The sequence below is a fragment of the Nonomuraea phyllanthi genome (assembly GCF_006334985.2).
Taxonomy (GTDB): Bacteria; Actinomycetota; Actinomycetes; order Streptosporangiales; family Streptosporangiaceae; genus Nonomuraea; species Nonomuraea phyllanthi.
The window spans coordinates 226,978-248,837 of sequence record NZ_VDLX02000006.1 but is presented as its reverse complement, the minus strand read 5'-3'; the positions used below and the strand labels follow the sequence as shown (position 1 = coordinate 248,837).

General features: G+C 73.3%; 18 protein-coding genes. 13 read left to right on the top strand and 5 right to left on the bottom strand.

The window, feature by feature from the left end; genetic code table 11:
• Nucleotides 1-58: 58 nt before the first annotated feature.
• The 4 genes from FH608_RS18295 to FH608_RS18280 all read left to right on the top strand — a co-directional run bounded on the left by FH608_RS18295 (nucleotide 59) and on the right by FH608_RS18280 (nucleotide 4,267).
• Nucleotides 59-1,432, top strand: coding sequence for an aspartate aminotransferase family protein (locus FH608_RS18295; RefSeq protein ID WP_226899655.1), 1,374 nt, complete (start codon nucleotides 59-61; stop codon nucleotides 1,430-1,432).
• The gene (locus tag FH608_RS18290; protein WP_139631734.1) at nucleotides 1,414-2,460 is read left to right on the top strand and encodes an NAD-dependent epimerase/dehydratase family protein; all 1,047 of its coding nucleotides are present in this window, start codon (nucleotides 1,414-1,416) and stop codon (nucleotides 2,458-2,460) included. The genes FH608_RS18295 and FH608_RS18290 overlap by 19 nt, the downstream gene beginning before the upstream one ends.
• 86 nt (nucleotides 2,461-2,546) lie before the next feature.
• Nucleotides 2,547-3,464: a UbiA prenyltransferase family protein gene (locus tag FH608_RS18285; RefSeq protein WP_193318486.1), complete on the top strand. Its 918-nt coding sequence runs from the start codon at nucleotides 2,547-2,549 to the stop codon at nucleotides 3,462-3,464.
• A gap of 20 nt (nucleotides 3,465-3,484) precedes the next feature.
• Nucleotides 3,485-4,267, top strand: a complete 783-nt coding sequence (locus tag FH608_RS18280; protein ID WP_139631732.1) for an AfsR/SARP family transcriptional regulator — start codon at nucleotides 3,485-3,487, stop codon at nucleotides 4,265-4,267.
• Here the strand turns inward: FH608_RS18280 and FH608_RS18275 are convergent.
• The 4 genes from FH608_RS18275 to FH608_RS18260 are packed head-to-tail and all read right to left on the bottom strand — an operon-like array spanning nucleotide 4,257 to nucleotide 8,737.
• The gene (locus tag FH608_RS18275) at nucleotides 4,257-5,615 is read right to left on the bottom strand and encodes an endonuclease/exonuclease/phosphatase family protein (RefSeq protein WP_139631731.1); all 1,359 of its coding nucleotides are present in this window, start codon (nucleotides 5,613-5,615) and stop codon (nucleotides 4,257-4,259) included. The two genes, FH608_RS18280 and FH608_RS18275, sit on opposite strands and share 11 nt — an antisense overlap.
• Nucleotides 5,612-6,667 carry a glycosyltransferase family 2 protein gene (locus tag FH608_RS18270; RefSeq protein ID WP_139631730.1) on the bottom strand — a complete coding sequence of 352 codons (1,056 nt, stop codon included), beginning with the start codon at nucleotides 6,665-6,667 and terminating at the stop codon, nucleotides 5,612-5,614. Before FH608_RS18270 ends, FH608_RS18275 begins: the two co-directional genes overlap by 4 nt.
• Nucleotides 6,668-6,670: 3 nt before the next feature.
• Complete coding sequence (locus FH608_RS18265) at nucleotides 6,671-7,699, bottom strand: glycosyltransferase family 2 protein (protein ID WP_139631729.1); 1,029 nt, start codon at nucleotides 7,697-7,699, stop codon at nucleotides 6,671-6,673.
• Between the two features lie 18 nt (nucleotides 7,700-7,717).
• The gene (locus FH608_RS18260; RefSeq protein WP_193318485.1) at nucleotides 7,718-8,737 is read right to left on the bottom strand and encodes a glycosyltransferase family A protein; all 1,020 of its coding nucleotides are present in this window, start codon (nucleotides 8,735-8,737) and stop codon (nucleotides 7,718-7,720) included.
• 161 nt (nucleotides 8,738-8,898) lie between these two features.
• On the opposite strand from FH608_RS18260, the gene FH608_RS18255 reads away from it, so the two are divergent.
• From FH608_RS18255 to FH608_RS18240, 4 genes are all read left to right on the top strand, one after another.
• Nucleotides 8,899-10,122 carry an endonuclease/exonuclease/phosphatase family protein gene (locus tag FH608_RS18255; protein ID WP_139631727.1) on the top strand — a complete coding sequence of 408 codons (1,224 nt, stop codon included), beginning with the start codon at nucleotides 8,899-8,901 and terminating at the stop codon, nucleotides 10,120-10,122.
• A gap of 33 nt (nucleotides 10,123-10,155) precedes the next feature.
• Nucleotides 10,156-11,238, top strand: coding sequence for a glycosyltransferase family 2 protein (locus FH608_RS18250; RefSeq protein ID WP_139631726.1), 1,083 nt, complete (start codon nucleotides 10,156-10,158; stop codon nucleotides 11,236-11,238).
• Nucleotides 11,235-12,224 (top strand): lysylphosphatidylglycerol synthase domain-containing protein, encoded by a 990-nt coding sequence (locus tag FH608_RS18245; protein ID WP_139631725.1) that lies wholly within the window; start codon nucleotides 11,235-11,237, stop codon nucleotides 12,222-12,224. Before FH608_RS18250 ends, FH608_RS18245 begins: the two co-directional genes overlap by 4 nt.
• Nucleotides 12,225-12,296: 72 nt before the next feature.
• A complete protein-coding gene (locus FH608_RS18240) occupies nucleotides 12,297-15,056 on the top strand; it encodes a helix-turn-helix transcriptional regulator (RefSeq protein WP_139631724.1) in 2,760 nt (919 codons plus the stop codon).
• A 9-nt stretch (nucleotides 15,057-15,065) separates the two neighbouring features.
• Here the strand turns inward: FH608_RS18240 and FH608_RS18235 are convergent, their stop codons facing one another.
• Complete coding sequence (locus FH608_RS18235; protein WP_139631723.1) at nucleotides 15,066-16,028, bottom strand: hypothetical protein; 963 nt, start codon at nucleotides 16,026-16,028, stop codon at nucleotides 15,066-15,068.
• 201 nt (nucleotides 16,029-16,229) lie between these two features.
• Here FH608_RS18235 and FH608_RS18230 point away from each other — a divergent pair, with 201 nt between their 5' ends.
• Genes FH608_RS18230 through FH608_RS18210 form a run of 5 tightly spaced genes read left to right on the top strand, consistent with a single transcriptional unit; the run spans nucleotide 16,230 to nucleotide 21,860 of the window.
• Nucleotides 16,230-17,738, top strand: coding sequence for a hypothetical protein (locus tag FH608_RS18230; protein WP_139631722.1), 1,509 nt, complete (start codon nucleotides 16,230-16,232; stop codon nucleotides 17,736-17,738).
• 3 nt (nucleotides 17,739-17,741) lie between these two features.
• On the top strand, nucleotides 17,742-18,065 hold the full coding sequence (locus tag FH608_RS18225) for a hypothetical protein (RefSeq protein ID WP_139631721.1): 324 nt from the start codon (nucleotides 17,742-17,744) through the stop codon (nucleotides 18,063-18,065).
• Nucleotides 18,065-19,036, top strand: coding sequence for a polyprenyl synthetase family protein (locus tag FH608_RS18220; protein ID WP_193318484.1), 972 nt, complete (start codon nucleotides 18,065-18,067; stop codon nucleotides 19,034-19,036). The genes FH608_RS18225 and FH608_RS18220 overlap by 1 nt, the downstream gene beginning before the upstream one ends.
• 21 nt (nucleotides 19,037-19,057) lie before the next feature.
• Nucleotides 19,058-19,648, top strand: a complete 591-nt coding sequence (locus tag FH608_RS18215) for a hypothetical protein (protein ID WP_139631719.1) — start codon at nucleotides 19,058-19,060, stop codon at nucleotides 19,646-19,648.
• Between the two features lies 1 nt (nucleotide 19,649).
• A complete protein-coding gene (locus FH608_RS18210) occupies nucleotides 19,650-21,860 on the top strand; it encodes a geranylgeranyl reductase family protein (protein ID WP_139631718.1) in 2,211 nt (736 codons plus the stop codon).

Below are 21,860 nucleotides of genomic sequence, written 5' to 3'. Positions count from 1 at the left end.
GTCTGAGCTCATCGGCGTGGACGAGTGTGAAAATTTCAACGTAAAACAGGTTCAAGACTTGTACAAAAGGTACGTCAGCCGCAGCCAGGTCAACCTCATGACCTCCTTCGGCTTCGGCCGGGAACTCGCCGAGAGCGCCGAGGGCGCCTGGATCACCACCCGCGACGGCCGCAAGGTCCTCGACGTCACCGGCGGGGTGGGCGTGCTCAACCACGGCCACAACCACCCCCGCATCCTCGAGGCGCGGCGCCGCTTCGCCGAGCGCCGGCGCATGGAGGTGCACAAGGCGTTCTTCTCGCCGTACGTGGCCGCCCTCAGCCACAACATCGCCACGCTGCTGCCGGGCGACCTGAACATCTCCTACTTCCCGAACTCCGGCGCCGAGGCGAACGAGGGCGCCATCAAGATGGCGTACAAGTACCACGGAGGACGCCGTAACACCATCCTCCGCTCCGACATCAGCTTCCACGGCAAGACGCTCGGCGCGGGCAGCCTGACCGGGTCGTCCGAGAACTCGTTCCGCTTCCCCGGCCTCCCCGGCATCGGGATCTACCCGTACGGCGACGTCGAGGCCGTCCGCGCGGCCGTCGAGGCCGCCCGCACCCCCGACGGCAAGTGCGACGTCTACGCGATCATGGCGGAGCCGTTCAGCGCGTCGAGCATGCGCTGCTGGTCGGAGAGCGACCTGTACGAGCTGCGCCGGCTCTGCGAGGCGAACGACATCATGCTGATCTTCGATGAGGTCTACACGGGCTGGGGCAAGACGGGCAGCCTCTTCTACTTCATGCGCTACCCCGACCTGCTGCCCGACCTCCTCGTCTACTCCAAGTCGCTCGGCGGCGGCAAGGCGTCGATCGCCGGGTACACCGCCCGCGAGCCCGTCTTCCGCAAGGCGTACGACCGGCTCTCCGACGTCATCCTGCACAGCACCACCTACTACGGCTTCGGCGAGGAGACCGTCACCGCCATCGAGGCCGTCAACATCGTCGTCGAGGACGACTACCCCGCCAGGGCGCGGCAGATCGAGCGCATCCTGGGCCCGGGGCTGCAGAACATCCACAAGCGCCACCCCGACGTGGTCGGCCGGGTGAGCGGGGTGGGCTCGCTGTGGGGCGTGTTCCTCGGCGGCGGACCCAAGGTCCTCGACCTGGCCGCCAAGCTCGCGCCCGGCTTCTCCGGCGACCCGCAGTTCCGCACCAAGCTGGTCACGCTCTCGGTCATCGCCGACCTCTACCGCGAGCACGGCATCGTCTCCTACTACAGCCCGAACGCGGACAACCCCCTCGTCATCGCGCCGACCCTCGCCATCGAGCCGGAGGACGTCGAGTACTTCCTGGACAGCCTCGACCGGACGCTGGCCAAGGGCCTGCCGCGGCTGCTGGCCCGGTTCGTACGGGAGAAGGTGGGATCGCGATGGCCCGCCGGATCGTAGTCACCGGCAGCGCCGGGATGCTCGGCGGCAACCTGGCCCGCCGGCTCGTGCTCGACGGCCACGACGTGCTCGGCGTGGACCTGCGCCCGCAGGCCGACCCCCTGCTGGCGGCGGGACACCGGATCGCCGACGTACGCGACCTCCCGCTCATGACCGAGGCCATGAGCGGCGCGGACGCCGTCGTCCACTGCGCCGGCGCGCTGCCGAGCTACCCGGCCGAGCAGATCCACGACCTGATCGTCGGGGGCACCGGCACCGTCCTGGAGGCCGGGCGGCGGGCCGGCGTGGAGCGGCTGGTCCACATCTCCTCCACTGCCGTGTACGGGCTGCCGACGCTCGTGCCCACGCCGGAGGACCACCCGCGCGCGCCGGTCGACCCCTACACCAGGGCGAAGGCCGCGGCCGAGGAACTGGCGGAGAAGTACCGGGCCGACGGCATGCGCGTGCCCATCCTGCGTCCCAAGACCTTCCTCGGCCCCGGCCGGATGGGCCTGTTCGCGATGCTCTTCGAGTGGGCGGAGGAGGGCCGCAACTTCCCGGTGCTCGGCCGCGGGGACAAGCGCATCCAGATGTTCGCCATCGAGGACCTGCTGGACGCCGTGGCCATCGTGCTCGACGCACCGGCCGACCTCGCCGACGACACCTACAACCTGGCCGCCGCCGAGTTCGGCACGCTGCGCGAGGACTTCCAGGCGGTGCTGGACGCGGCGGGCCACGGCAAGCGGGTCGTCTCGCTGCCCGCGGGACCGGCCCTGGCCGGGCTGCGGCTGCTGGAGCGCTCCCGGCTGTCCCCGGTGTACGGGCGGCTGGCGCTCAAGCTGCTCGCCGACTCGTACGTCAGCATCGACAAGGCCCGCGAACGGCTCGGCTTCCGTCCGCGCCTGTCCAACCAGGACGCGATCCTCCGCACGTACGCGTGGTGGCGGGAACAGCGCGCGGCCGGGTCGGCGGCCGGATCGGCGCGCGGCGCGACGAGCCGTGACGCGTGGCGGCAGGGCGCGCTGTCGCTCGCGAAAATCTTCTTCTGAGCTATCGGGGTAAAAGTATGCGCCTTGTCGAATCGGCAGACGTTCCAGAGAGCCCGCAGCGTCAGGAGGCGGCGCGGGACCGGACCGTGGAGACCCGCAAGCGCCCGATCGCGGACCTGGCCGCCCTGATCCGCCCCTCCCACGCGGCCAAGGCGATCCTTCTCGTGCCCGTGGCGCTCATCGGCACGTCCTCGCCCAGCCTGGCCGAGGTGGTGGGCGTCGTCTGGGCCACGGTGGCGTTCATGGTGGCCTCGGCCGCCGTCTACATCGGCAACGACATCGCCGACCGGCACCGCGACCGGCTCCATCCCGTCAAGCGCCACCGCCCCATCGCGGCCGGGCGGGTGGGGGTGCTCGCCTCGGGCGCGTGCTGCGCCGTCCTGCTGGCGGCGCTCGCGGCCATCGTCGCCCGCGCGCCGGCGTCCTTCTGGCCGCTGCTCGTGTACCTCGGGCTCAACGTCGCCTACAGCCGCGTGCTCAAGCACATCCCGCTGGTCGACGTGGGCGCGGTCGCGGCCGGGTTCGTCCTTCGCGTCGTGCAGGGGTACGAGGTGACCGGCGACCGGGCGCCCGCCTGGCTGCTGATCACCGTGTTCTCGATGTCCCTGCTGCTGCTCATCGGCAAGCGCCGCCAGGAACTGCTGGAGGCCGGGGCCGGCCACCGGCCCGCGCTGCGCGGCTACACGATGGAGCTGACCAACTGGCTGCTGCAGATCGCCTCCGTGCTCGCCCTCGTCTCCGGCCTGATGTACCTGCGCGACGAGGGGCCGTTCGGCCCGGAGCACGGCCAGACGGCGATGATGCTGTCCACCCCCTTCGCGCTCTTCGCCCTCTTCCGGTACCTGCAGAGGCAGCTCGTCGGCAAGGAGGGCGGTGACCCGGTACGCGTGCTGCTGCGCGACCGCGTCATGGTCGCGAACCTGATGCTGTGGGCCGCCACCCTGGGCGTGACGCTCGTCCTCGTCCACCACCCGGCCCTGGCGGCGGCGGCCGTCCACCCGTGAACGATCGTGAGAGGAAGGCGATGGACGTCCGCTTACTGGGACCGGTCGAGGTGACCGTCGGTGACCACCGCGTACCCCTGGGGCCGCCCCAGCGACGCGCGGTGCTGGCCGCCCTGGCGATCGACGCCGGCCACCCCGTGTCGCTCCGCACGCTGATCGAGCGTGTCTGGGACGATCCGCCGGACCGGGCGACCGACTCGCTGTACGCCCACATCGCCCGCCTGCGGCAGGCGCTGGCCGCGACCGGAGCCTCCATCGAGCGCAGGAACGGCGGTTACGCGCTCGACGTGGACCCTGAGCGGGTCGACGCCCACCGGTTCCGGAGGCTGGCCAAGCAGGCGCAGCTCCGCGCCCGCGACGACCATGTCCGGAACCGGCTGCTGGCCGAGGCCATGGACCTGTGGCGCGGCGCGCCGCTCACCGGCATCCCCGGGGAGTGGGCCGCCCGCATGCGCTACGGCATCGAGCAGCAGTACGTCGGCGCCGTCGCCGCCTGGGCCCAGGCGAACCTGAGCCTGGGCCGCCCCGACGTCGTGGTCACCGAGCTCACCCCGCTGGTCCCGCGCCACCCGCTCGCGGAGCCGCTGGCCAGCATGCTGATGCGCGGCCTGTGCGCCCTCGGACGCGGCGCGGAGGCGGTGGCCCTGTACGCCCGCCTGCGCGGCTACCTCGCCGACCACCTGGGCGTCGAGCCGGGCCCCGAGCTGCGCGCGCTGCACCTCGGGATCCTGCGGGCCGGCGCGGATCCGCTGCCACGGCCGTCCGGGCGGCCCGGTCTGCTGTACGCGCAGGTCACCGGCTGAGCGAGAGGACCAGCCGCTGCCCGCTGTGGTCGGAAAGCCCGTTCGAGCGGACCAGCCGGTAGTCGTGGACGGTGATCTCCTGGGTGGCGTACGCCCAGTCGATCCGCCACAGCGGCAGCCGCTCGTCCCAGGTGGCGGGGTAGAGCGAGCGCAGCGCCGGGGCGGCGTCGGCCATCCGCCCCGGCACCAGGCGCAGGATGCCCATCGCGGGCGAGGCGTTGAAGTCCCCGGCCAGGACGGCGGGCAGCGGGTTCGCCCGGATGTCGGCCGCGAGCGCGCGGAGGTTGGCCACGCGTGCCTCGTGCTGCGTGCGGGTGAGGCTGAGCGGGCCCGGGCCGCCGGCGGACGGGTCGACCGGCGAGTTGATGTGGGAGTTGTAGAAGGAGACGGTACGGTCGCCGATGCGCAGATCGGTGCGGAGCGTCTTCACCGTGGAGAACTCCGGCCAGTCGGAGCCCGGCGGCACGGGCGTGTGGCCGTCCTCCGCGTACGGGCGCAGGTCGAGGCCGCGCCGCAGGACGATGGGGAAGCGCGACAGCGTCACCAGCTCGCTCGCCGCGGCGATGTGGTATCCGGGGAACTCGCGGCGCAGCCTGTCCAGGTCGTTCACCCGGATCGGCCGGGAGTCCGCGCCGAAGTAGAGGTACTCCTGGAGCAGCAGCACGTCGGCGTCCTGCGCGCGGAGGTGACGGTAGAAGGCGGCCACGTCGCGCGCTGGCGTGCCGGTGGGCGGGGGCATCGTCCCGTCCAGCGTCTGGTCCCAGTACCAGGTGTTCCAGGAGAACACCTTGATCGCGTCCGGCGGGGCGGGGACGGCGCGGTGCCACAGCGAGGCGAGATTGAGCCCGCTCGCGCCCCCGCCCACCACCAGGGCCATTAGCGCCACCACCACGGCCGTCGCTCTGGCCGGCCCGGCGACGGCCGCTCCGGCGAACCCGGCAGAGGACCCTGCGACGGCGCCTGTGGCGTCGGCGGGAGGGCGGTGCGCGCGGCGCGCCGCCACCAGGGCCGCGGCGAGCAGCACCACGGGAACGGCCAGGAAGGCCGGCGGCGGGACGAGCTCGGGGACCTGCCACCACCACACCCGGCCGGACAGGGCGAGGTGCAGCACCACGAACACCAGCCAGGCGATCGCCGCGCACAGCACCGGCGACACCCTCCGGCGACCGCCCGGCCCGCGCCGGACCCCGCGGGGCGGCGTCACGCCCCACAAGACGCCGGCCGCGCGCACCTCCCCGCCCGGCGGCAGTCCACCGCGAGCGCCCTCGACCGCGCGCGGCCGGCGAGCCGGGCCGAAGAACGCCCGTCGGCGAGCCGGGCCGAAGAACGCCCGTCGGGGAGCCGTCACGTGGCAGCCTCGCCGGTGGCCGGGCGGCGCCCCGGCGCATCGACGGTCAGGTCGGCGTCGTACAGCCGGCGGAACCGCGCCGAGCACAGCCACCGCACGACCCCGGCCGCCACCCCCGCCGCGATGGTCACGTTCACCACGAAGTGCACGGCACCGAAGTACAGCAGGAACAGCGGGCCGCGCCTGCGCAGCACGAAGCGGTACATGCCGAGGTCGGCCAGCAGCGACACGGCGAGGGCGAGGGCCGGCGGGGCGGCGCCGGCCGGGCCGAGCGGGATGGCCAGGGGCGTCAGAGCCACCGCCGCCAGTGCCGCGAGGCTGCCGCCGGCCCGGCTGGAGGTCTCGAACCCGCGGGCGAAGCGCCGCCGCCGCGCGTACAGCGGCACCCGGGCGCGCCCCCGCCGGTACAGCTTGCGCAGCAGCCCGAACAGCCGGTCGTCGTGATCGTGCCGCGAGCGGACCGCGGTGGTGAGCACCATCCCGTACCGCTGGGTGAGGCGGTGGCCGTAGTCCACCTCCTCGGTCTCGCGCAGGCGCGTGTTGAACGGCCCGATGTCGTCGAACACGCGGCGCGGCATCGCCATCAGCGCCGGGAACAGGAACGAGATGGGCCCCTCGGAGCTGGCCGTCCAGTAGTGGTACTGCAGCGCCCGGTACTCCTCGACGAGGCTGTCGCGGATCAGCGGCTCGGGGTCGTGGATGCTGCACACCGCGCCGAGCCCGGGGTCGGCGGCGAGCATGCGCACCGCCACCTCGACGGCGTCGGGGTAGGCGGCCACGTCGGAGTCCGCAAATATCAGGATCTCGCCGCGCGCGTGCGCGACGCCGAGGTTGCGCGCCCCCGCCACGCCCATGTTGCGTTCCGTACGGATCACCCGCACGCCGAGCCGCCGCGCGACCTCGACCGAGTCGTCGGTGCTGCCGTCGTCCACGACGATCACCTCGATCGGCCGGTACGTCTGCCCCTGCATCGCGCGCAGGCACAGCTCCAGCGAGGCGGCGTAGTTGTAGTTGGGCACGATCACCGACACCAGCGGCCCTTGAGAGGTCATCGCTCACACCCCGGCCGACGCCGAACGGGCCGGCAGGTCGTACGTGCGGCGGAACCGGCTGGACAGCAGGCACTGGGCGGCGCCGGCGAACACCGCCACCGCGACGGTGACGTTCACCAGGAAGTGCACGGCGGTGAAGTAGAGCGTGAAGCGCAGGCCGGCGTAGCGCCGGACGAAGCGGTACATGCCCAGGTCCGCCGCTATCGACCCGGCCAGCAGCGCGAGCGGCGCGGCCAGCCAGGCGGGGCCGAGCACCGCGGGCAGCGGCGCGGCGAGCACGGCGAACAGCGCGGCGAGCGAGCCCCAGCCGCGGCTGCTGTTGGCGGGGCCGCCGTTGAAGCCGGGCCGGCGCAGGTACAGCGGGATGTGCAGGCGCGCGCGGTGGAAGAACTTCGACAGCACCACCTTGAGCCGGTCGTCGTGGTCATGCCTGCCCCTGATCCGGTTGTCGAGCACGATGCGGTAGCGCTGGGTGACGCGGTGGCCGTACTCGGCGTTCTCGCTGTGGCGGAGCGCGGGGTTGAGCGGGCCCACCTCGCGGAAGACCTCCGCCCGCATGGCGAAGAGCGCGGAGTAGATCGTGGTGATCTCGCCCTCGTCGCCGGAGATCCAGTAGTGCAGCTGGAGGCTGCGGTAGCGCTCCACGAGGCTGTCGGGGATCAGCGGCTCCGGGTCGTAGGTGCCGCACACCACGCCCAGGGTGGGATCGGCGGTGAGCAGGTTCACCGCGTGCTCGACCACGTCCTCGGCCAGCGCCAGGTCCGAGTCGAGGAAGAACAGCACCTCGCCGCGCGCGTGCTCGACTCCGAGGTTGCGCGCCGCGGGGGCGCCGATGTTGGTGTCGGTGACCACGACGCGCGCCCCGTGCCGGCGGGCGATCTCCACCGAGTCGTCGGTGCTGCGGTCGTCGACGACGATCACCTCGATGCTCGGGTACGTCTGCCGCTCCAGCGCGCTCAGGCACAGGCCGAGCGTGCGGGCGTAGTTGTAGTTCGGCACGATGACCGAGACCAGCGGCCGTCGTTCCTCCATGATCGATGCCCCCTTCGGCTAGTCGCGGGCGCGCTCGTCCAGGGCGGCGAGCGCGAGCCGCTTGTCCAGGCGGGCGAGCGCCACCCGCTGCAGCACGCCCACCGCTCCGCCGAGGGCGCCGGTGAAGGTGACGGCGAGGTGCACGCCGGAGAAGTACAGGCCGAACGCGGCGCCCCGCCGGGCGAAGGCGAAGCGGTAGGTGCCGGCGTCCAGCGCCACGGCGGTGGCGACCAGCGCGGGCGGGACGAGCGCGCCGGCGCGGCCCACCAGCCGGCGCAGGCCGAGCGCCGGGACGGCGGCGAGCAGCAGGACGCCGCCGACCGCGCGCGGCACGGAGTCGCCGGGCGTCTCTCCCTTGCGCCAGTCCAGCGCGCTGATGCGGGCGCGGCGGAACACCTTGCGCAGGATCGTCCCCACGGTGGCGTCGTGGTCCTTGCGCCCGCGGATCGCGTCGCTCAGCTTCACCTCGTACGAGCGCGTCACGCGGATGCGGTAGTCGGAGGAGACGGTCTCGCGCAGCCGCGGGTCGAAGGGGCCGACCTCGGCGAACACCTTGGCGGGGACCGCGAGCACGGCCGCGTGGAGTTCGAGCGTCGGCCGGTGGGCGGGCATCCACCAGCGGTGCATCTGCAGGGCGCGGTACTGGGAGGCCAGGCTCTGCGACGCCAGCGACTCCGGCCGCAGGATGCCGCCCAGGGCGCCGACCTCCGGGTGGGTCTCCAGGATCCGCACCGCGTTCTCCACGGCGTCCGGGTCCAGGGCGATGTCGGCGTCGAGGAAGAAGAGGATCTCCCCGGTGGCGTGCTCGGCGCCGAGGTTGCGTGCCGGGGTGGGGCCGCCGTTGACCTCTGTGCGCACCACCCTGGCGCCCCGGGACGCGGCCACCTGCGCCGCGTCCTCGGTGCCGCAGTCATCGACCACGATGACCTCAATATGCGGATAACTCTGGTTGTTCACCGCGTCCAGGCAGAGGCGCAACACCTCGGACCGGTTGTAGCTGGGGATGATGACGGAGACAAGCGGGCGCTCCCGACTCATGATGTGCTCCATTGGCCGTGTCAGACGTCCGGCTCACGGTAGGCACGGCGGCTTGTCCCATTCTTGTCGCGCGCGGAGGGCACCCCCCGGCCGCCGCTGACAAGGATGCGACAAGGACTCCTCAGTACGTTCGACGCCTGCCCACCCGGAGGACGGTGCCGATGAGCGACGGGGACGCGGTGATCGATCAGCGGCTCACCCCCACGCCACCCCAGCGAGAGAGGTCCTGGACGGAGCGCGTCAGGCGTTTCGTCCGCCCGCGGCGGCGCTGGTGCCTGGGCACCAGGCTCGTCGTGACCGCCTCGGTGGCGTGGCTGCTCTTCGTGCTCTGCCACCTGCTGGCCAGCGGGCGCACCGCGCTGTGGGCGCCGATCGAGCTGATCCCGCCGCTGATGTTCCTCGCGGTCCCCGCGCTGCTGCTGGTCGTGGCGCCGCTGGCCCGGCCGGTGCGCCGGCGGATCATCCCGCTGCTGCTGGTCACCGCGGTGCTGGGCGCCGGGCGGAGCGGGGTCAACTACGCCACCCTCTGGTACGCGCCACCGCCCGCGGGCCCCGGAGCCATCACCGTGGCGGCCTGGAACACCGAGTTCTGGGACCAGGACTGGCGCACGGCCGAGGGCGACCGGTATTCGCCCGAGTTCTACACCTACCTGCACAGGCTGGACGCCGACGTCTACCTGCTGACGGAGTACCTGTACGTGGACACCCAGGCCGGAGACATGCGGAACCAGCGCTGGACCGCCGATCTGGCGATGCGCATCGACAGGCTGGCCGAGCTGCGCCGCGAGTTCCCCGGCTACCACGTCGCGGTGTCCGGCGAGCAGATCACGCTCTCGCGCTTCCCGATCGTCGGCCACCGCGGCCTGGACCTGCGCCCGTGGCTGCCGTACGACCAGAAGGAGATCCCGGAGGCGCTACGGGACTGGCCGGAGGGCTACACGGTCGAGACGCTGCGTACCGACATCGACGTCAACGGCGAGGTCGTCAGCTTCTACGACGGGCAGATCTCCCAGCCGCCGCTCGAATGGCGGCTGTACGACGCCGCGTCCCGTGACGTCGCCACCAGCCGGACGCTGCGGCGGGAGGCGAGCTACCGGGCCATCGCCGCGGACGTCGCGGCCAACCCCCGTCCCGTCGTGCTCGCCGGCGACCTGAACACCTCCCCCGCGATGGGAATCCGCCGCCTGCTGCCCGAGCGGCTGGTCGACAGGACGCCCGCGCTGTCGTCCCTCTATCCGGCGACCTACCTGGCCGGGACCGCCGAGCTGTGGCGGATCGACTGGCTCTACACCAGCCCCGACGTGACCGTGCACCGCTACGAGCTGCCCGGCGCCGAGGGGCTGTCCGACCATCGGGCCCAGCGCATGGTCGTGTCGGTGTCCTGACCGGCGCGGCCGAGATCGACGAAGGGAACGGATATGCCTGACGAGGTGGCCTGGTGCGATGACGTCGCGGTCATCGTGCCGAACTACAACAAGCGCAAGACCCTGCGGGCCTGCCTGGAGTCGATCTACGCGCAGACCTACCGCCCGGCCGAGGTCATCGTCGTCGACGACGTCAGCACCGACGGATCGCTGGAGATCGCGCGGCGGTTCCCGTGCACGATCGTCGAGTCGCCACGCAACCAGGGGCCGGCGGGGGCCCGCAACCTCGGGGTGGCGAGCAGCAGGGCTCCGCTGCTGTTCTTCGTCGACTCCGACACGGCGCTCGCCCCCGACGCGATCCGCAACGCGGTCAGGGCGTACCGGGAGACGCCGGACTGCGGCATGGTGCAGGGCATCTACGACATCGAGCCGCTGTACGACGACGGCCCGGTCGAACGCTACCGCGTCCTGTGCGAGCACTACGAGCGCAGCCAGACGACGGCGACGTTCCTGTCCTGCACCCTCGTCCCGCGCCACGTCTTCGAGGAGGCGGGCGGGCTGGACGAGCGGCTGCGCGACGGCGAGGACTTCGAGTTCGGCACGCGCGTGCCGGCCCGCTACCGGCTGGTCGTGACCACCGCCGTGGTCACCAGGGCCGACGACGAGGACCGGTTCTGGGGATGCCTGGCGGAGCGGTTCGTCCGCTCCACGACGCTGCCGGTGATCATGCTCCGGGCGCGGCGGCTGCGCGGCGAGGGCAAGGTCGGCTTCCAGCTCAACATGATCGGCACGGGCCAGCACAAGCGCCGCAAACCACCCCGGATCTCCTCCGCCTCGGCGACGGCCACGTTCCTCACCCTGCCGCTCGCGCTCGTCAGCCCGTGGCTGCTGGCCGTACCGGCGGCGACGCTCGCGGTGTTCCTCCTGATGAACCGGGGGTTCCTCGGCTTCGCCCGCCGCCACGGCGGCGTCCGCTTCGGGCTGTGGGTCGGCTGGATGCAGCTCTGCTTCCACACGGCCTTCTTCACCGGGGCCTGCGCAGGGCTGCTGCGCGTGGCGTACGAGCTGGGCCGGCGGCAGGGCGAGCCGGTCAGGACCGGCCCCTCACCGGTGCCGTCGGCCGGGGCCCGCGAGTGAGGCGGATCAGGCTGCCCCGGCTGCCGCGCCCGCTGAAGCGTGCCCTGGTCGCCGCGTTCGCCCTGGCGGTCGTGGCGGCGATCGCGTGGACGATGTCCCGGCTGGACTGGAGCGTGGTCGGCGTCCTGTTCACCCGGCGCGACGCCGGGCAGATCAGCCTCCTGCTCGGCGGCTCGCTGCTGGTGAGCATGGCGGGGCTGTCGCTGGGGTTCCTCGCCTGGCGCGTGGTGCTGCTGGAGCTCGGCCCCCCGGTCAGCGAGCCGCGCGTGGTACGGATCTTCTTCGTCGGCTTCCTGTCCAAGTACCTGCCGGGGCGGGTGCCCGGCATGATCGCCGCGACCAAGGTGGCCACGGCCAACGGCGTCACCTTCGGCCGGCTGATCACCGCGGCTGCGCTCGTCATGAGCCTGGTGCTGCTGAGCGGGTTCACGGTCGGGCTGCTCGCGGGCGTGCAACTGCTCGGGGCGCGGGCGGCGTGGCTGGGCGGGGCCGCCGTGCTGATCGTGCTCGTCCTGGTGCGCCCGGGGATCGTCAACCAGGGCTCCGCGCTGCTGCTGCGGCTGCTGCGCCGCCCCGCCGCGGCCAACGCCGCCTCCGCCCGGGGCGTGCGGCTCGCGGTCACCTGGCAGAGCCTGTCGTGGGTGGTCACGGGGCTGCACCTGTGGCCGCTGGCCATCGCGATGGGGGCGTCCCCGTCCCGCTCGCTCGGGCTGTGTGTCGGCGCGTTCACGCTCGCCACCACGGTCGGCATCGCGAGCGTGGTCGTCCCCGACGGGATCGGCGTCCGCGAGGCGGTGCTCACGGCCGCGCTCACCGTGGTGCTGCCCGCCCCGGCCGCCGCGGTGGTGGCCCTGGCCAGCCGGCTGGTCTCCACCGTCGCCGAGGTGCTGCTCGGCGCCGCCGCCCTCGCGACCGCCGAGTACCTCATCCGCCGCGACCGGGCCGGCTCGCGGGAGATCCCGCGGCCCGCGGCGCGCCGTACCTAGCACCGGGCAGTGCATAATTGGGACGACCCGAATTGACGGGGTCTGGCTCACTCGACCTGCGCGGGGTGGTGAATGTCGAGCAGCGCTCCGCGGGGCAGGCTACGTGGCAGGCGTGGCGAGTGCGGGACGCTGGATCGGCTGGTCGCGAGCGCCAAGGCGGGTCAGAGCCAGGTGCTGGTGCTGCGCGGCGAGGCGGGGGTCGGCAAGTCCGCGCTGGTCGACCACCTGGTGGAGCGCGCGGCGGGATGCCAGGTCCTGCGGGCCGTCGGCGTCGAGTCGGAGATGGAGCTGGCGTTCGCCGGCCTGCACCAGCTGTGCGTGCCGATGATGGCGCATCTCGACGACCTCCCCGGCCCGCAACGTGACGCCCTGTCCATCGCGTTCGGCGTGAGCACGGGCAGCGCGCCCGACCGCTTTCTGGTCGGGCTGGCGGTGCTCAGCCTGCTGGCCGAGGTGGCGGAGGAGCAGCCGCTGCTCTGCGTGGTGGACGACGCCCAGTGGCTCGACCGGGTCTCCGCCCAGACCCTGGCCTTCGTCGCCCGCCGGCTGCTCGCCGAGCAGGTGGCCCTCGTGTTCGCGGTACGCACCTCGACGCTCGGCCCGGGCGACGACCAGCTCCTCGGGCTGCCGGAGCTGGTGGTCCGGGGCCTGCGCGACGACGATGCCCGCGCGCTCCTGGAGTCGGTGGTCCCCGGGCGGCTGGACGAACGGGTCAGGGACCGCATCGTCGCCGAGACCCGCGGCAACCCGCTGGCCCTGCTGGAGCTGCCGCGCGGGCTGACGGCGGCGGACCTCGCCGGCGGGTTCGGCCGGCCCGACGCGCGGCCGCTGGCGAACCAGATCGAGCAGAGCTTCCTGCGGCGCATCGGTGCGCTCCCGGGCGACTCGCAACGGCTGCTGCTCGCGGCGGCGGCCGAGCCGGTGGGCGACGTCGCGCTGCTGAGGCGGGTGACCGAGCACCTCGACATCGCGCCGGACGCCGCGGCTGCGGCCGAGGCGGCCGGGCTGATCGAGTTCGGCACGCGGGCGCGCTTCCGCCATCCGCTGGTGCGCTCGGCCGCCTACCGCGCGGCCGATCCCGCGGAGCGCCAGGAGGTGCACCGCGCGCTCGCCGAGGCCACCGATCCCCGATCCGACCCCGACCGCCGGGCCTGGCATCGCGCGCACGCGGCGGTCGAACCCGACGAAACCGTGGCCGGCGAGCTGGAGCGCTCGGCCGACCGGGCGCAGGCGCGCGGCGGCGTCGCGGCGGCGGCGGCCTTCCTGAAGCGCGCGACCGAGCTGACCCCCGATCCGGCCCGGCGCGGAACGCGGGCGCTGGCCGCGGCGCAGGCCACCTTCGAGGCCGGCGCCCCGGACACCGCGCTCGAACTCCTCGCCGCCGCCGAGATGGGCCCGCTCGACGAGCTCCAGCACGCGCGGCTGGCCCGGCTGCGCGGACAGATCGTCTTCGCGCGCAGGCGCGGCGGCGACGCCCTGCCGCTGCTGCTCGACGCCGCCCGCCGGCTGGAGCGGGTCGACGAAGGGCAGGCGCGCGAGGCGTACCTCGAAGCCATCGGAGCGGCCGTCTTCGCCGGCCGTCTCGACGGGCGCGGCGGAGTGCGGCAGGTGGCCGAGGCCGCCCGCGGCGCGCCCCAGGGGCCGCGACGGCTCGTGGACACCCTGCTCGACGGCCTGGCGGCGCGGTTCGCCGAGGGCTACGCCAGCGGCGCGCCGCCGCTGAAGCGCGCCCTGCGGGCGTTCCTGCGGGACGCCGGGCGCGACGGAGACGACATCATGCGCTGGCTCTGGCTCACCTGGCTGGTCGCCGGCGACCTGTGGGACGACGAGGCGTGGCACGACCTGACCACGCACGCGGTGAGGACCGCCCGCGAGACCGGCGCGCTCAACTTCCTCCCTCTGGCCCTCACCTACCGCGCCGGCGTACACGTGCACGCCGGGGAGTTCGACCTCGCCTCGACGCTGGTCGAGGAGTCCGACGCGATCACGGAGGCGACCCGCAACTCGCCCCTCGCGTACGCCTCCCTCCTGCTCCTCGCCTGGCGCGGCGAGGACCCCGAGGCACCGGCGCGGATCCAGGCCAACGTCCGCGACGCGGTCACCTGGGGTGAGGGACGCGCGATCGGCCTGGGCCACTACCTGAACGCCATCCTGTACAACGGCCTCGGCCAGTACCGCGCCGCCCTGGCCAGCGCGGAGCGGGCCTGCGAGCACGACGACCTCGGCGTCCGCGGCTTCTCCCTCATGGAGCTCGTCGAGGCGGCCGCCCGCTGCGACGCGCCCGAGCCCGCCGCGGCCGCCCTGCGCCACATAGAGGAGCGGACCCTCGCCGGCGGCACCGAATGGGCCCACGGCGTCCTCGCCCGCTCGAAAGCGCTGCTCAGCGAGGGCCGCACCGCCGACCGGCTGTACCACGAGGCCATCGAGCACCTTGAGCGCAGCCGGATCGCCGTGCACCTCGCGCGCACCCACCTGGTGTACGGCGAGTGGCTGCGCCGCGAGAACCGGCGCGTCGAGGCGCGCGAGCACCTGCGCACCGCCCACGAGATGCTGCAGCGCTTCGGCGCCAAGGCCTTCGCCGAGCGCGCCCGCCGCGAACTCCTGGCCACCGGCGAGACGGTCCGCCGCCGCACGGTCGAGATGCGCGAGGTCCTGACGGCGCAGGAGGCCCAGATCGCCCGGCTCGCCGCCGACGGGAAGACCAACTCCGAGATCGGCGCCGAGCTGTTCATCAGCCCCCGCACGGTCGAGTGGCACCTGCACAAGGTGTTCACCAAGCTCGACGTCAAGTCGCGCAACAAGCTCCGCGGAGTGCTGGCCTGCAGCTCCTGACGGCGCGGGCTACGAGAACCAGTCGGCGCCGAGTTCCTGGATGGTCCTGCTGCCCTTGGGCACCAGCAGCGCCTCGCTCAGCACGTTGTTGACGCTCTTCGGGTCGTTGATCATGGCGAACAGGAAGAACGAGCCGCCGTCCGCCGTGCGGAAGCCGAAGATCGAGCCGTGACCGGCGAATCCGACGTACAGCCCCTTGTTGACCTTGGGGAACGCCTTGCGGCTGTAGCTGTTCCTGGCCAGCCGGTAACCCGAGTCGCCCTCCTTCTTCCGCTCGCCGTTCCAGAAGTTCCGGTACTCCTCGGCCACGGCCCGCGCCATGGCGCCGTCCATGTCGGTGATGTAGCCGTCGGCGTCGAGCAGCGGCTTGGGGATCCTCTGTCCCCAGTGGACGGGGGTCGCGACGGCGAGCCTGAAGGGCTGTCCCTGGGAGCGGATGAACCCGAGCACGTGCGGGCGGGCGTGGCCCTCGGTGTCCTTGTACGTGGCCTGCGCGATGAACCAGTCACCGGCCGGGGACTGCTGCTCCGGCCGGGGCAGGTAGATGACCGGGGTGCCGGTCGGGTGGATGGGCTTGTGCCCCGTCTTCCAGCCGAAGTCCTCGTGGTTGCGTTCGAGCACGCCCTCGTGCAGCGCCCCCTCGACGAACAGCGCGTCGAGCCGGGCGTTCGATCGCCACCATTTGCGCTTCGTGAGCATCGCGTTGTACTTGTCCACCCACTGGCGCAGCGCCTGCCCGGCCTGGCTGACGGTCACGCCCGCGCTCGTGGCGGAGGGGGTGGCAGTGGGACTCGCGGTGGCGCTCGGCGACTGAGACGTGGGCGTGGGCGTGGGCGAGGGCGAGGAGGACGCGGGGGGCGTGGAGGGGGTGGAGGGGGTGGGGGCGTCGGCGGACCAGTTCATCAGGCCGGGGGCCATGCCGCAGCCGGACAGGCTCAGGGCAAGAGCCCCGATGAGCAGTGTCCTACGCACTCGCAACGACCCCCACGACCGACACAGACATGACCGAGGGAGAACATATCGGACACCGGGTCCCGCACGATCGGCGGCGTCGTACGGCGGATGGTCTATCCCCTCGGTTGACCCCGCGGCGCGAGGTACGGCGAAAAGGGGACGGACAGCTCGAACCAGGGATGGATTCCTAGGATCCACCTCTTTCGTATCGTCACAGGCATGGCTCACGGACCGAGGTCGTTCAACGAGGCCCGCGGCAGCTCGGGCGCGGCGCTCCAGCAGATCCTGTCCCGGGAGGACCGCAACATCGTCGGCGGCGGCTTCGGCCGGCGGACCACCGCGGGCGTGCGGCTCTCCACCCCGGCGTGCGTCGTGTACGTCGTGCGCAAACTGCCCGCCGACGCGCTTCCCCGGGAGCGGCTGCTGCCCAGGACCATGGAGATCAACGGGGTCACGGTCGAGGTGGACGTGGAGGAGACGGGCCCGTTCCGCGCCCTGGAGTACACCGACTGGGTCAAGCGTCCGGTCCCCTCGGGAGTGAGCATCGGCAATGTCGGGTTGCCCATCTACGGCACGTTCGGATGCCTGGTCCGCGACCTGTCCAATGGCGGCCGGCTGTCCATCCTGTCGAACTGGCACGTGCTGGCACGGCGGAACAACGCCAGGCCCGGTGAGAGGATCACTCAGCCGGGCTCGAGCACCGCCGAGGACCACACGATCGGCACGCTGGCCCGGTGGGTCAACATCAACTTCAACGGCGACAACTACGTCGACTGCGCCATCGCCCACGTCAGCGGCTCCAATGTCGTGGCGAACAAGACGATGGGGGATCAAGCCGTCATCAAGGTGCCCTCGATGTCACAGCCCGCCGTCGGCCTGCTGTTCGCCGGAAGCGGCACTCGAACGATCATGAACCCCATGAGCGCGGTCCTGAGACGGCTCAATGTCGAGCTGCTCGATCGGGCCGCCTATGAGGACTACGGGGACGACGATGAAGCATTCCGGATCTCGGTCGCCAAGTCCGGCGCCAGGACCGAGGTGACCAGGAACAACCTGCAGGAGATCGATGTCAGCGCGAAAATCGACTACGACAACATCGGAGAGGTGAAATTCGTCCACCAGATCACCGCGAACGTGATGAGCTGCGGCGGCGACTCGGGTTCGGTGATCTGCCGGGTCCCCCCGGCCCCCGAGTACGGCCACGTGCCCTGCGCGGAGCCGAGCTCGTGCGCGTTCCTCGGCACCGCCGAGCGGATGACCGGCATCCCCTTCAGCCAGGAGGGGGATCTGGTGCGCACGGCCCGGGACAAGTACCTGGCCCAGACCAAGGTCGGCCGCTGGCTGATCGACATGGTGTACGTCAACCAGCGGGCCCTGTTCGAGCGCGGCGAGAGCACGCAGGTCCAGCCCGGCGACCGGGCTCTGGCGCAGGCGCTGTACACGCGGTATCTGGGAGAGGTGAAGCTCGCCATCGCCGACCCGGCCCGCGACGACCTGCGGCTCACCACCGCGCACCTGGCCGACGTGCAACTGGCGCTGACGAGCCTGAAGAAGTACCTCACCGAGCAGGAGGCGGGCGCGGCCGACGTGCTCTACAACATGCTGCAGGGGCAAGTGGGCAAGAAGCCCAGCGAGCTGATCGCGATGCTGGACGACCCGGGCGTCCACCAGACCGTCATCACGCTGTTCGGCGAGGCGCCGTTCCTCGCGGACCCGTACACCGGCTGATGCATGAAGCGACGAAGCCTGCTCGCCGCGCTCGCGCTCGCGGCGGGCTGCGGCACCACCGACGGAGGTCCCGTGTACGAGGAGGGCGTTGACCTGGCGACCGCCAGGCGGGTGCTGGCCGACCGGGGCGACGACCTCGATCGCGACTACCCGGCCTCGGTGGGGCACGGCGTGGGAGTGGTGGTCCGGGACCCCGAGCGGGCGGACGGCCGGGCGTACGGGATCGTCGTGTACCTGAGGCAGGACCGTGACCGCCCACGCGGGCGGCGATTCGTCGACGGCGTGCCGGTGACGTTCACCGTGACCGGCGATTTCGAGGCGACGTAGTGAGCTGGGTGACGCACGAGCCGTGCGTGCGGCGGTTGGAGCGGCTCGGACCGCTGCTGGAGGAGACGCTCGCGAGCGAGGACGAGCACCTGTCGGAGGTGGCCCGCCACCTGGTGGCGCAGGGCGGCAAGCGGCTGCGCCCGGCGCTCGTGTTCCTGTCGGCCGAGTTCGGGCCGCGCGTGGACGAGGACGTCCTGCTGCGCGCCGCGGCCGCGATCGAGCTGCTGCACGTGGCGACGCTCTACCACGACGACGTGATGGACCGCGCCGAGTCGCGCAGGGGCGCCCCCAGCACGCACGCGCGCTGGGGGCAGGCCGCCGCCGTCACGGCCGGCACGTACGTCTTCGCCCGCGCCATGCGCCTCCTCGGCGGGCTCGACCGGCCCGTGCCGGCATGGGCCGGGCAGGCCGTCCTGGCCCTCGCGCTCGGCCAGCTCCAGGAGACCGAGAACGCCTACAACGCCGGCCACCAGGTGGCCCGCTATCTCGAGGTGTCCGTCAGGAAGACGGCGTCCCTGTTCGAGCTGTCCTGCCGCGCGGGCGCCGCGCTGAGCGGCGCGGACGAGGACGCCTGCGAGGCCCTCGGCCTGTACGGCAGGGCGCTGGGACTGGCGTTCCAGGCCGTGGACGACGTGCTCGACGTGACCGCCGACGCGGCGCTGCTCGGCAAACGGCCGGGCTCCGACCTGCGCGAGGGCGTGTACGGCCTGCCCACGCTGATGGCCCTGGCCCACGGCGCGGAAGCGGAGCAGGAGCGGTTGCGCGCCCTCCTCGCCCTGGACTCGCCGGACGACGGGGACCTGGCCGAGGCCCGCGAGCTCATCCTCGGCTCCGGCGCCGTCGCGCACGCCACCGCCGTCGCCGACCACTACGCCGACGAGGCCGTCTCGGCCGCCCAGCGCCTGCCCGACCGTCCCGCCAGGCGGGCGCTGGTCCAGCTCTGCCACCATCTCGTGCTCACAGGCCGCTGAGGCCACGGATCAGGAGTCGCGATGCCCCAGGAACCGGAACCACGCACCCGCAGGGGATTCATCCGCACGGCCGGCCTCCTGGCCGGTGGCACGGCCGTGGCCGCCGCCGGGCCCGCCCAGGCGGCGTCGGCGGACGCCACCTTGGACGCAGGAGCCGCCCGCACGCTGGACGCCCTGGCCGGGACCGTCTCGGCGCTCTTCCCCGACCTGGTCGCGGGACCTGCCGGCGCCGCCGCGCACGGCGCGCGCTACGCCCGCCTCTCCCCCGCCGAGCGGGAGCGCGTCGACCGGGCGATCGGCGCGCTCGGACCCGGCTTCGCCGCACTCGACCAGCAGGCCAGGCTCGCCCACCTCGGCGCGCGTCTGAACGGCACGCGGGCGTCGGACGTCGAGACCGCGCTCGGCCTGCTCGCCGCCGCACGGACCGGGGAGGCGCGCGGGGTCATGGACGAGGCGCGCGGAGGTTCGGACCAGGCGCGCGGCACCGTGGACGAGGGGCCTGGGGCCGTGGACGAGGCGCGCGGGCGGCTGCTGGGCAGGGCGCTGCGGGCGGCGACCGGCGCGAGGATCCCGGCCGCCCCGGCCATGACGGACACGCCGTTCGTCATCTGAGATGAGCCACCCGTCACCTGAGGCGATCGCCGACGTCATCGTCGTCGGGGCCGGGCCCGCGGGGGCCTGCGCCGCCTACCACCTGGCCCGGCGCGGCAGGCGCGTGGCGCTGCTCGACCGTACGGCCTTCCCGCGCGACAAGAGCTGCGGCGACGCCGTGACCAGGGCGGGCATCGCGCTGCTGGCGGAGATGGGCGCGCTGGAGCTGCTGCCGTCCGCCTGGCCGGTGCGGGGCCTGCGCGTCACCATGCGCGGCCACGCGCCGCGCGAGTTCCGCGACGCCGCCGGACCCGAGCGGGACGGCCTGGTCGTGCCCCGCGCGCTCCTCGACGACGCCCTCGTCCGCCTGGCCGTGGCCGCCGGGGCCCAGCTGCGCGAGCGGGTCAGGGTACGCCGGCTGGTCCAGGAGGACGGCGTGGTCCGGGGCGTCGAGGCGGGCGGGCGGCTGCTGCGGGCGCCCGTGGTGATCGCCGCCGACGGCGCGGCCTCGGCGCTGTCCCGCCAGGCCGGTCTCACCGCCACCCCGCCGGGTGGCCTGGGCTACGCCCTGCGGGCCTATGTCGAGGACGTCCACGGCCTCGACCACCTGCTGGAGTTCATGGCCCCGCTCACCGACGCGGGCGCGCGGCACTGGCTGCCGTCGTACGGCTGGGCGTTCCCGACGGGTCCCACGTCCGCGAACGTGGGCGTGGGACTGGTCGAGCGGGTCCCGAACGCCAGGAGCGACGCGCTGTTCGCGGCGTTCCTGGAGGAGCTCAGGACCGGCGACCCCCGCTTCCGCGGCATGCGGCCGGCCGGGGCCCGGCGCGGCGCGCCGCTCCGATTCGACTTCTCCCCGCACCGCTGCTGGGCCCCCGGCCTGCTGCTGGCCGGCGACGCCGCCGGCATGATCAGCCCGTTCACCGGCGAGGGCATCAGCTTCGCCCTCGAATCGGGCAAGCTGGCGGCGGAGGTGGCCGACGAGCGGCTGGCCGATCCGCGTGACCTGTCGCGCTACGCCCGCCTGCTGAGCGGGCGCTTCCAGGGCTACTTCGAGACCGGGCAGCACGCGGCCGAGCGGCACCGCCTGGTCTGGCACGTGCTCGACGACACCTTCGACAGCGAACGCCCCATCTACGCCCTCGTCCGGCGGGCGGCGCTGGCGCCCGAGGGCATGGCGGGCTTCGGGTCGTCCGGCGTGCTGACCGACGCCCGCCCGCTCCTCGACCCGGCCGTGGGCGTGGGGGCGGAGCTGGTCGAGGTGGGCGAGCTGCTGGCCGAGACCATGCGTCCCGACTGGCCGTTCCTGACCCGGCTGCCCGCGCTGTCGTCGGGCTCGTTCCAGCTGTCGGTCAGGCCGGCGCTGATGGTGCTGCTGGCCGCCCGGTTCGGCGACTGGAGGCGTCCCGAGCTGACCTCGCTCGCGGCCGCGGTCGAGCTGGCGGGCCTGGCCGGGCTGGCGCAGTCGGGGGTGCCCGACCGGCCCTCCGACGAGGGCCGGCCGAACTGGGGCACGATGTTCGCCGTGCTCGTCTCCGACGTCATGCTCGCGCGTGCGCTGGGGCTCTGCGCGGACGGCGACCTGGTGCCGGAGCTGGCGCGGATCGTCGAGGAGGCGTGTACGTCGCGGATGCGCGAGCTGCGGGCCGGTCGCTTTCCCTCTCCCGGCGACCGGCTCGCGCTCATGGGGCGTACCGGACCTGCCGCGCTGTTCGCGGCGGCGGGCGAGCTGGGCGCCCGCGTCTCGGGCGCCGACGAGGCGGTGGCCGCCGCGCTGGGCGACGCCGGCCGGGGCCTCGGCCTCTGCCTCCAGCTCGCCGACGACGTCGCGCGGCTGCTCGGCGGCACGGACCGGCTGGGCAGGGACGCGCGGGCGGACCTGGAGGAGGAGATCACCAGCTACCCGCTGCTGCTGGCCCTGCGCGAGGACCCGGAACTGGCACGGCTGCTCGCCCGCGCGGATTCGAGCGCGGACGAGCTGGTACGGCGCTGCGCCCGCACGGGCATGGCCGCCGAGGTCGCGGAACGCGCGCGGCGCCTCGCCGATGAGGCGTCGGCCGGCCTGGCGACGCTCGCGGACGGGCCCGCGACGCGCTCGCTGGCCGCGCTGCTGACCCATGCCGCCTCGCGGGTCGAGCGGGAGGTCCTCATGGGTGCCCGTACGGGCGACGGCTCGCCCCGGGTGCCCCCGGCCCGGGTCACCACGAGAACCTTTTCTGCGGGAAAGCTGTAA

What these genes read in the sequence shown, in the direction of transcription:
- FH608_RS18290 (WP_139631734.1), top strand. Translation starts at nt 1,414, where the DNA reads ATGGCCCGCCGGATCGTAGTCACCGGCAGCGCCGGGATGCTCGGCGGC.
- FH608_RS18280 (WP_139631732.1), top strand. Translation starts at nt 3,485, where the DNA reads ATGGACGTCCGCTTACTGGGACCGGTCGAGGTGACCGTCGGTGACCAC.
- FH608_RS18270 (WP_139631730.1), bottom strand. Translation starts at nt 6,667, where the DNA reads ATGACCTCTCAAGGGCCGCTGGTGTCGGTGATCGTGCCCAACTACAAC.
- FH608_RS18265 (WP_139631729.1), bottom strand. Translation starts at nt 7,699, where the DNA reads ATGGAGGAACGACGGCCGCTGGTCTCGGTCATCGTGCCGAACTACAAC.
- FH608_RS18260 (WP_193318485.1), bottom strand. Translation starts at nt 8,737, where the DNA reads ATGAGTCGGGAGCGCCCGCTTGTCTCCGTCATCATCCCCAGCTACAAC.
- FH608_RS18255 (WP_139631727.1), top strand. Translation starts at nt 8,899, where the DNA reads ATGAGCGACGGGGACGCGGTGATCGATCAGCGGCTCACCCCCACGCCA.
- FH608_RS18250 (WP_139631726.1), top strand. Translation starts at nt 10,156, where the DNA reads ATGCCTGACGAGGTGGCCTGGTGCGATGACGTCGCGGTCATCGTGCCG.
- FH608_RS18240 (WP_139631724.1), top strand. Translation starts at nt 12,297, where the DNA reads ATGTCGAGCAGCGCTCCGCGGGGCAGGCTACGTGGCAGGCGTGGCGAG.
- FH608_RS18230 (WP_139631722.1), top strand. Translation starts at nt 16,230, where the DNA reads ATGGCTCACGGACCGAGGTCGTTCAACGAGGCCCGCGGCAGCTCGGGC.
- FH608_RS18225 (WP_139631721.1), top strand. Translation starts at nt 17,742, where the DNA reads ATGAAGCGACGAAGCCTGCTCGCCGCGCTCGCGCTCGCGGCGGGCTGC.
- FH608_RS18215 (WP_139631719.1), top strand. Translation starts at nt 19,058, where the DNA reads ATGCCCCAGGAACCGGAACCACGCACCCGCAGGGGATTCATCCGCACG.
- FH608_RS18210 (WP_139631718.1), top strand. Translation starts at nt 19,650, where the DNA reads ATGAGCCACCCGTCACCTGAGGCGATCGCCGACGTCATCGTCGTCGGG.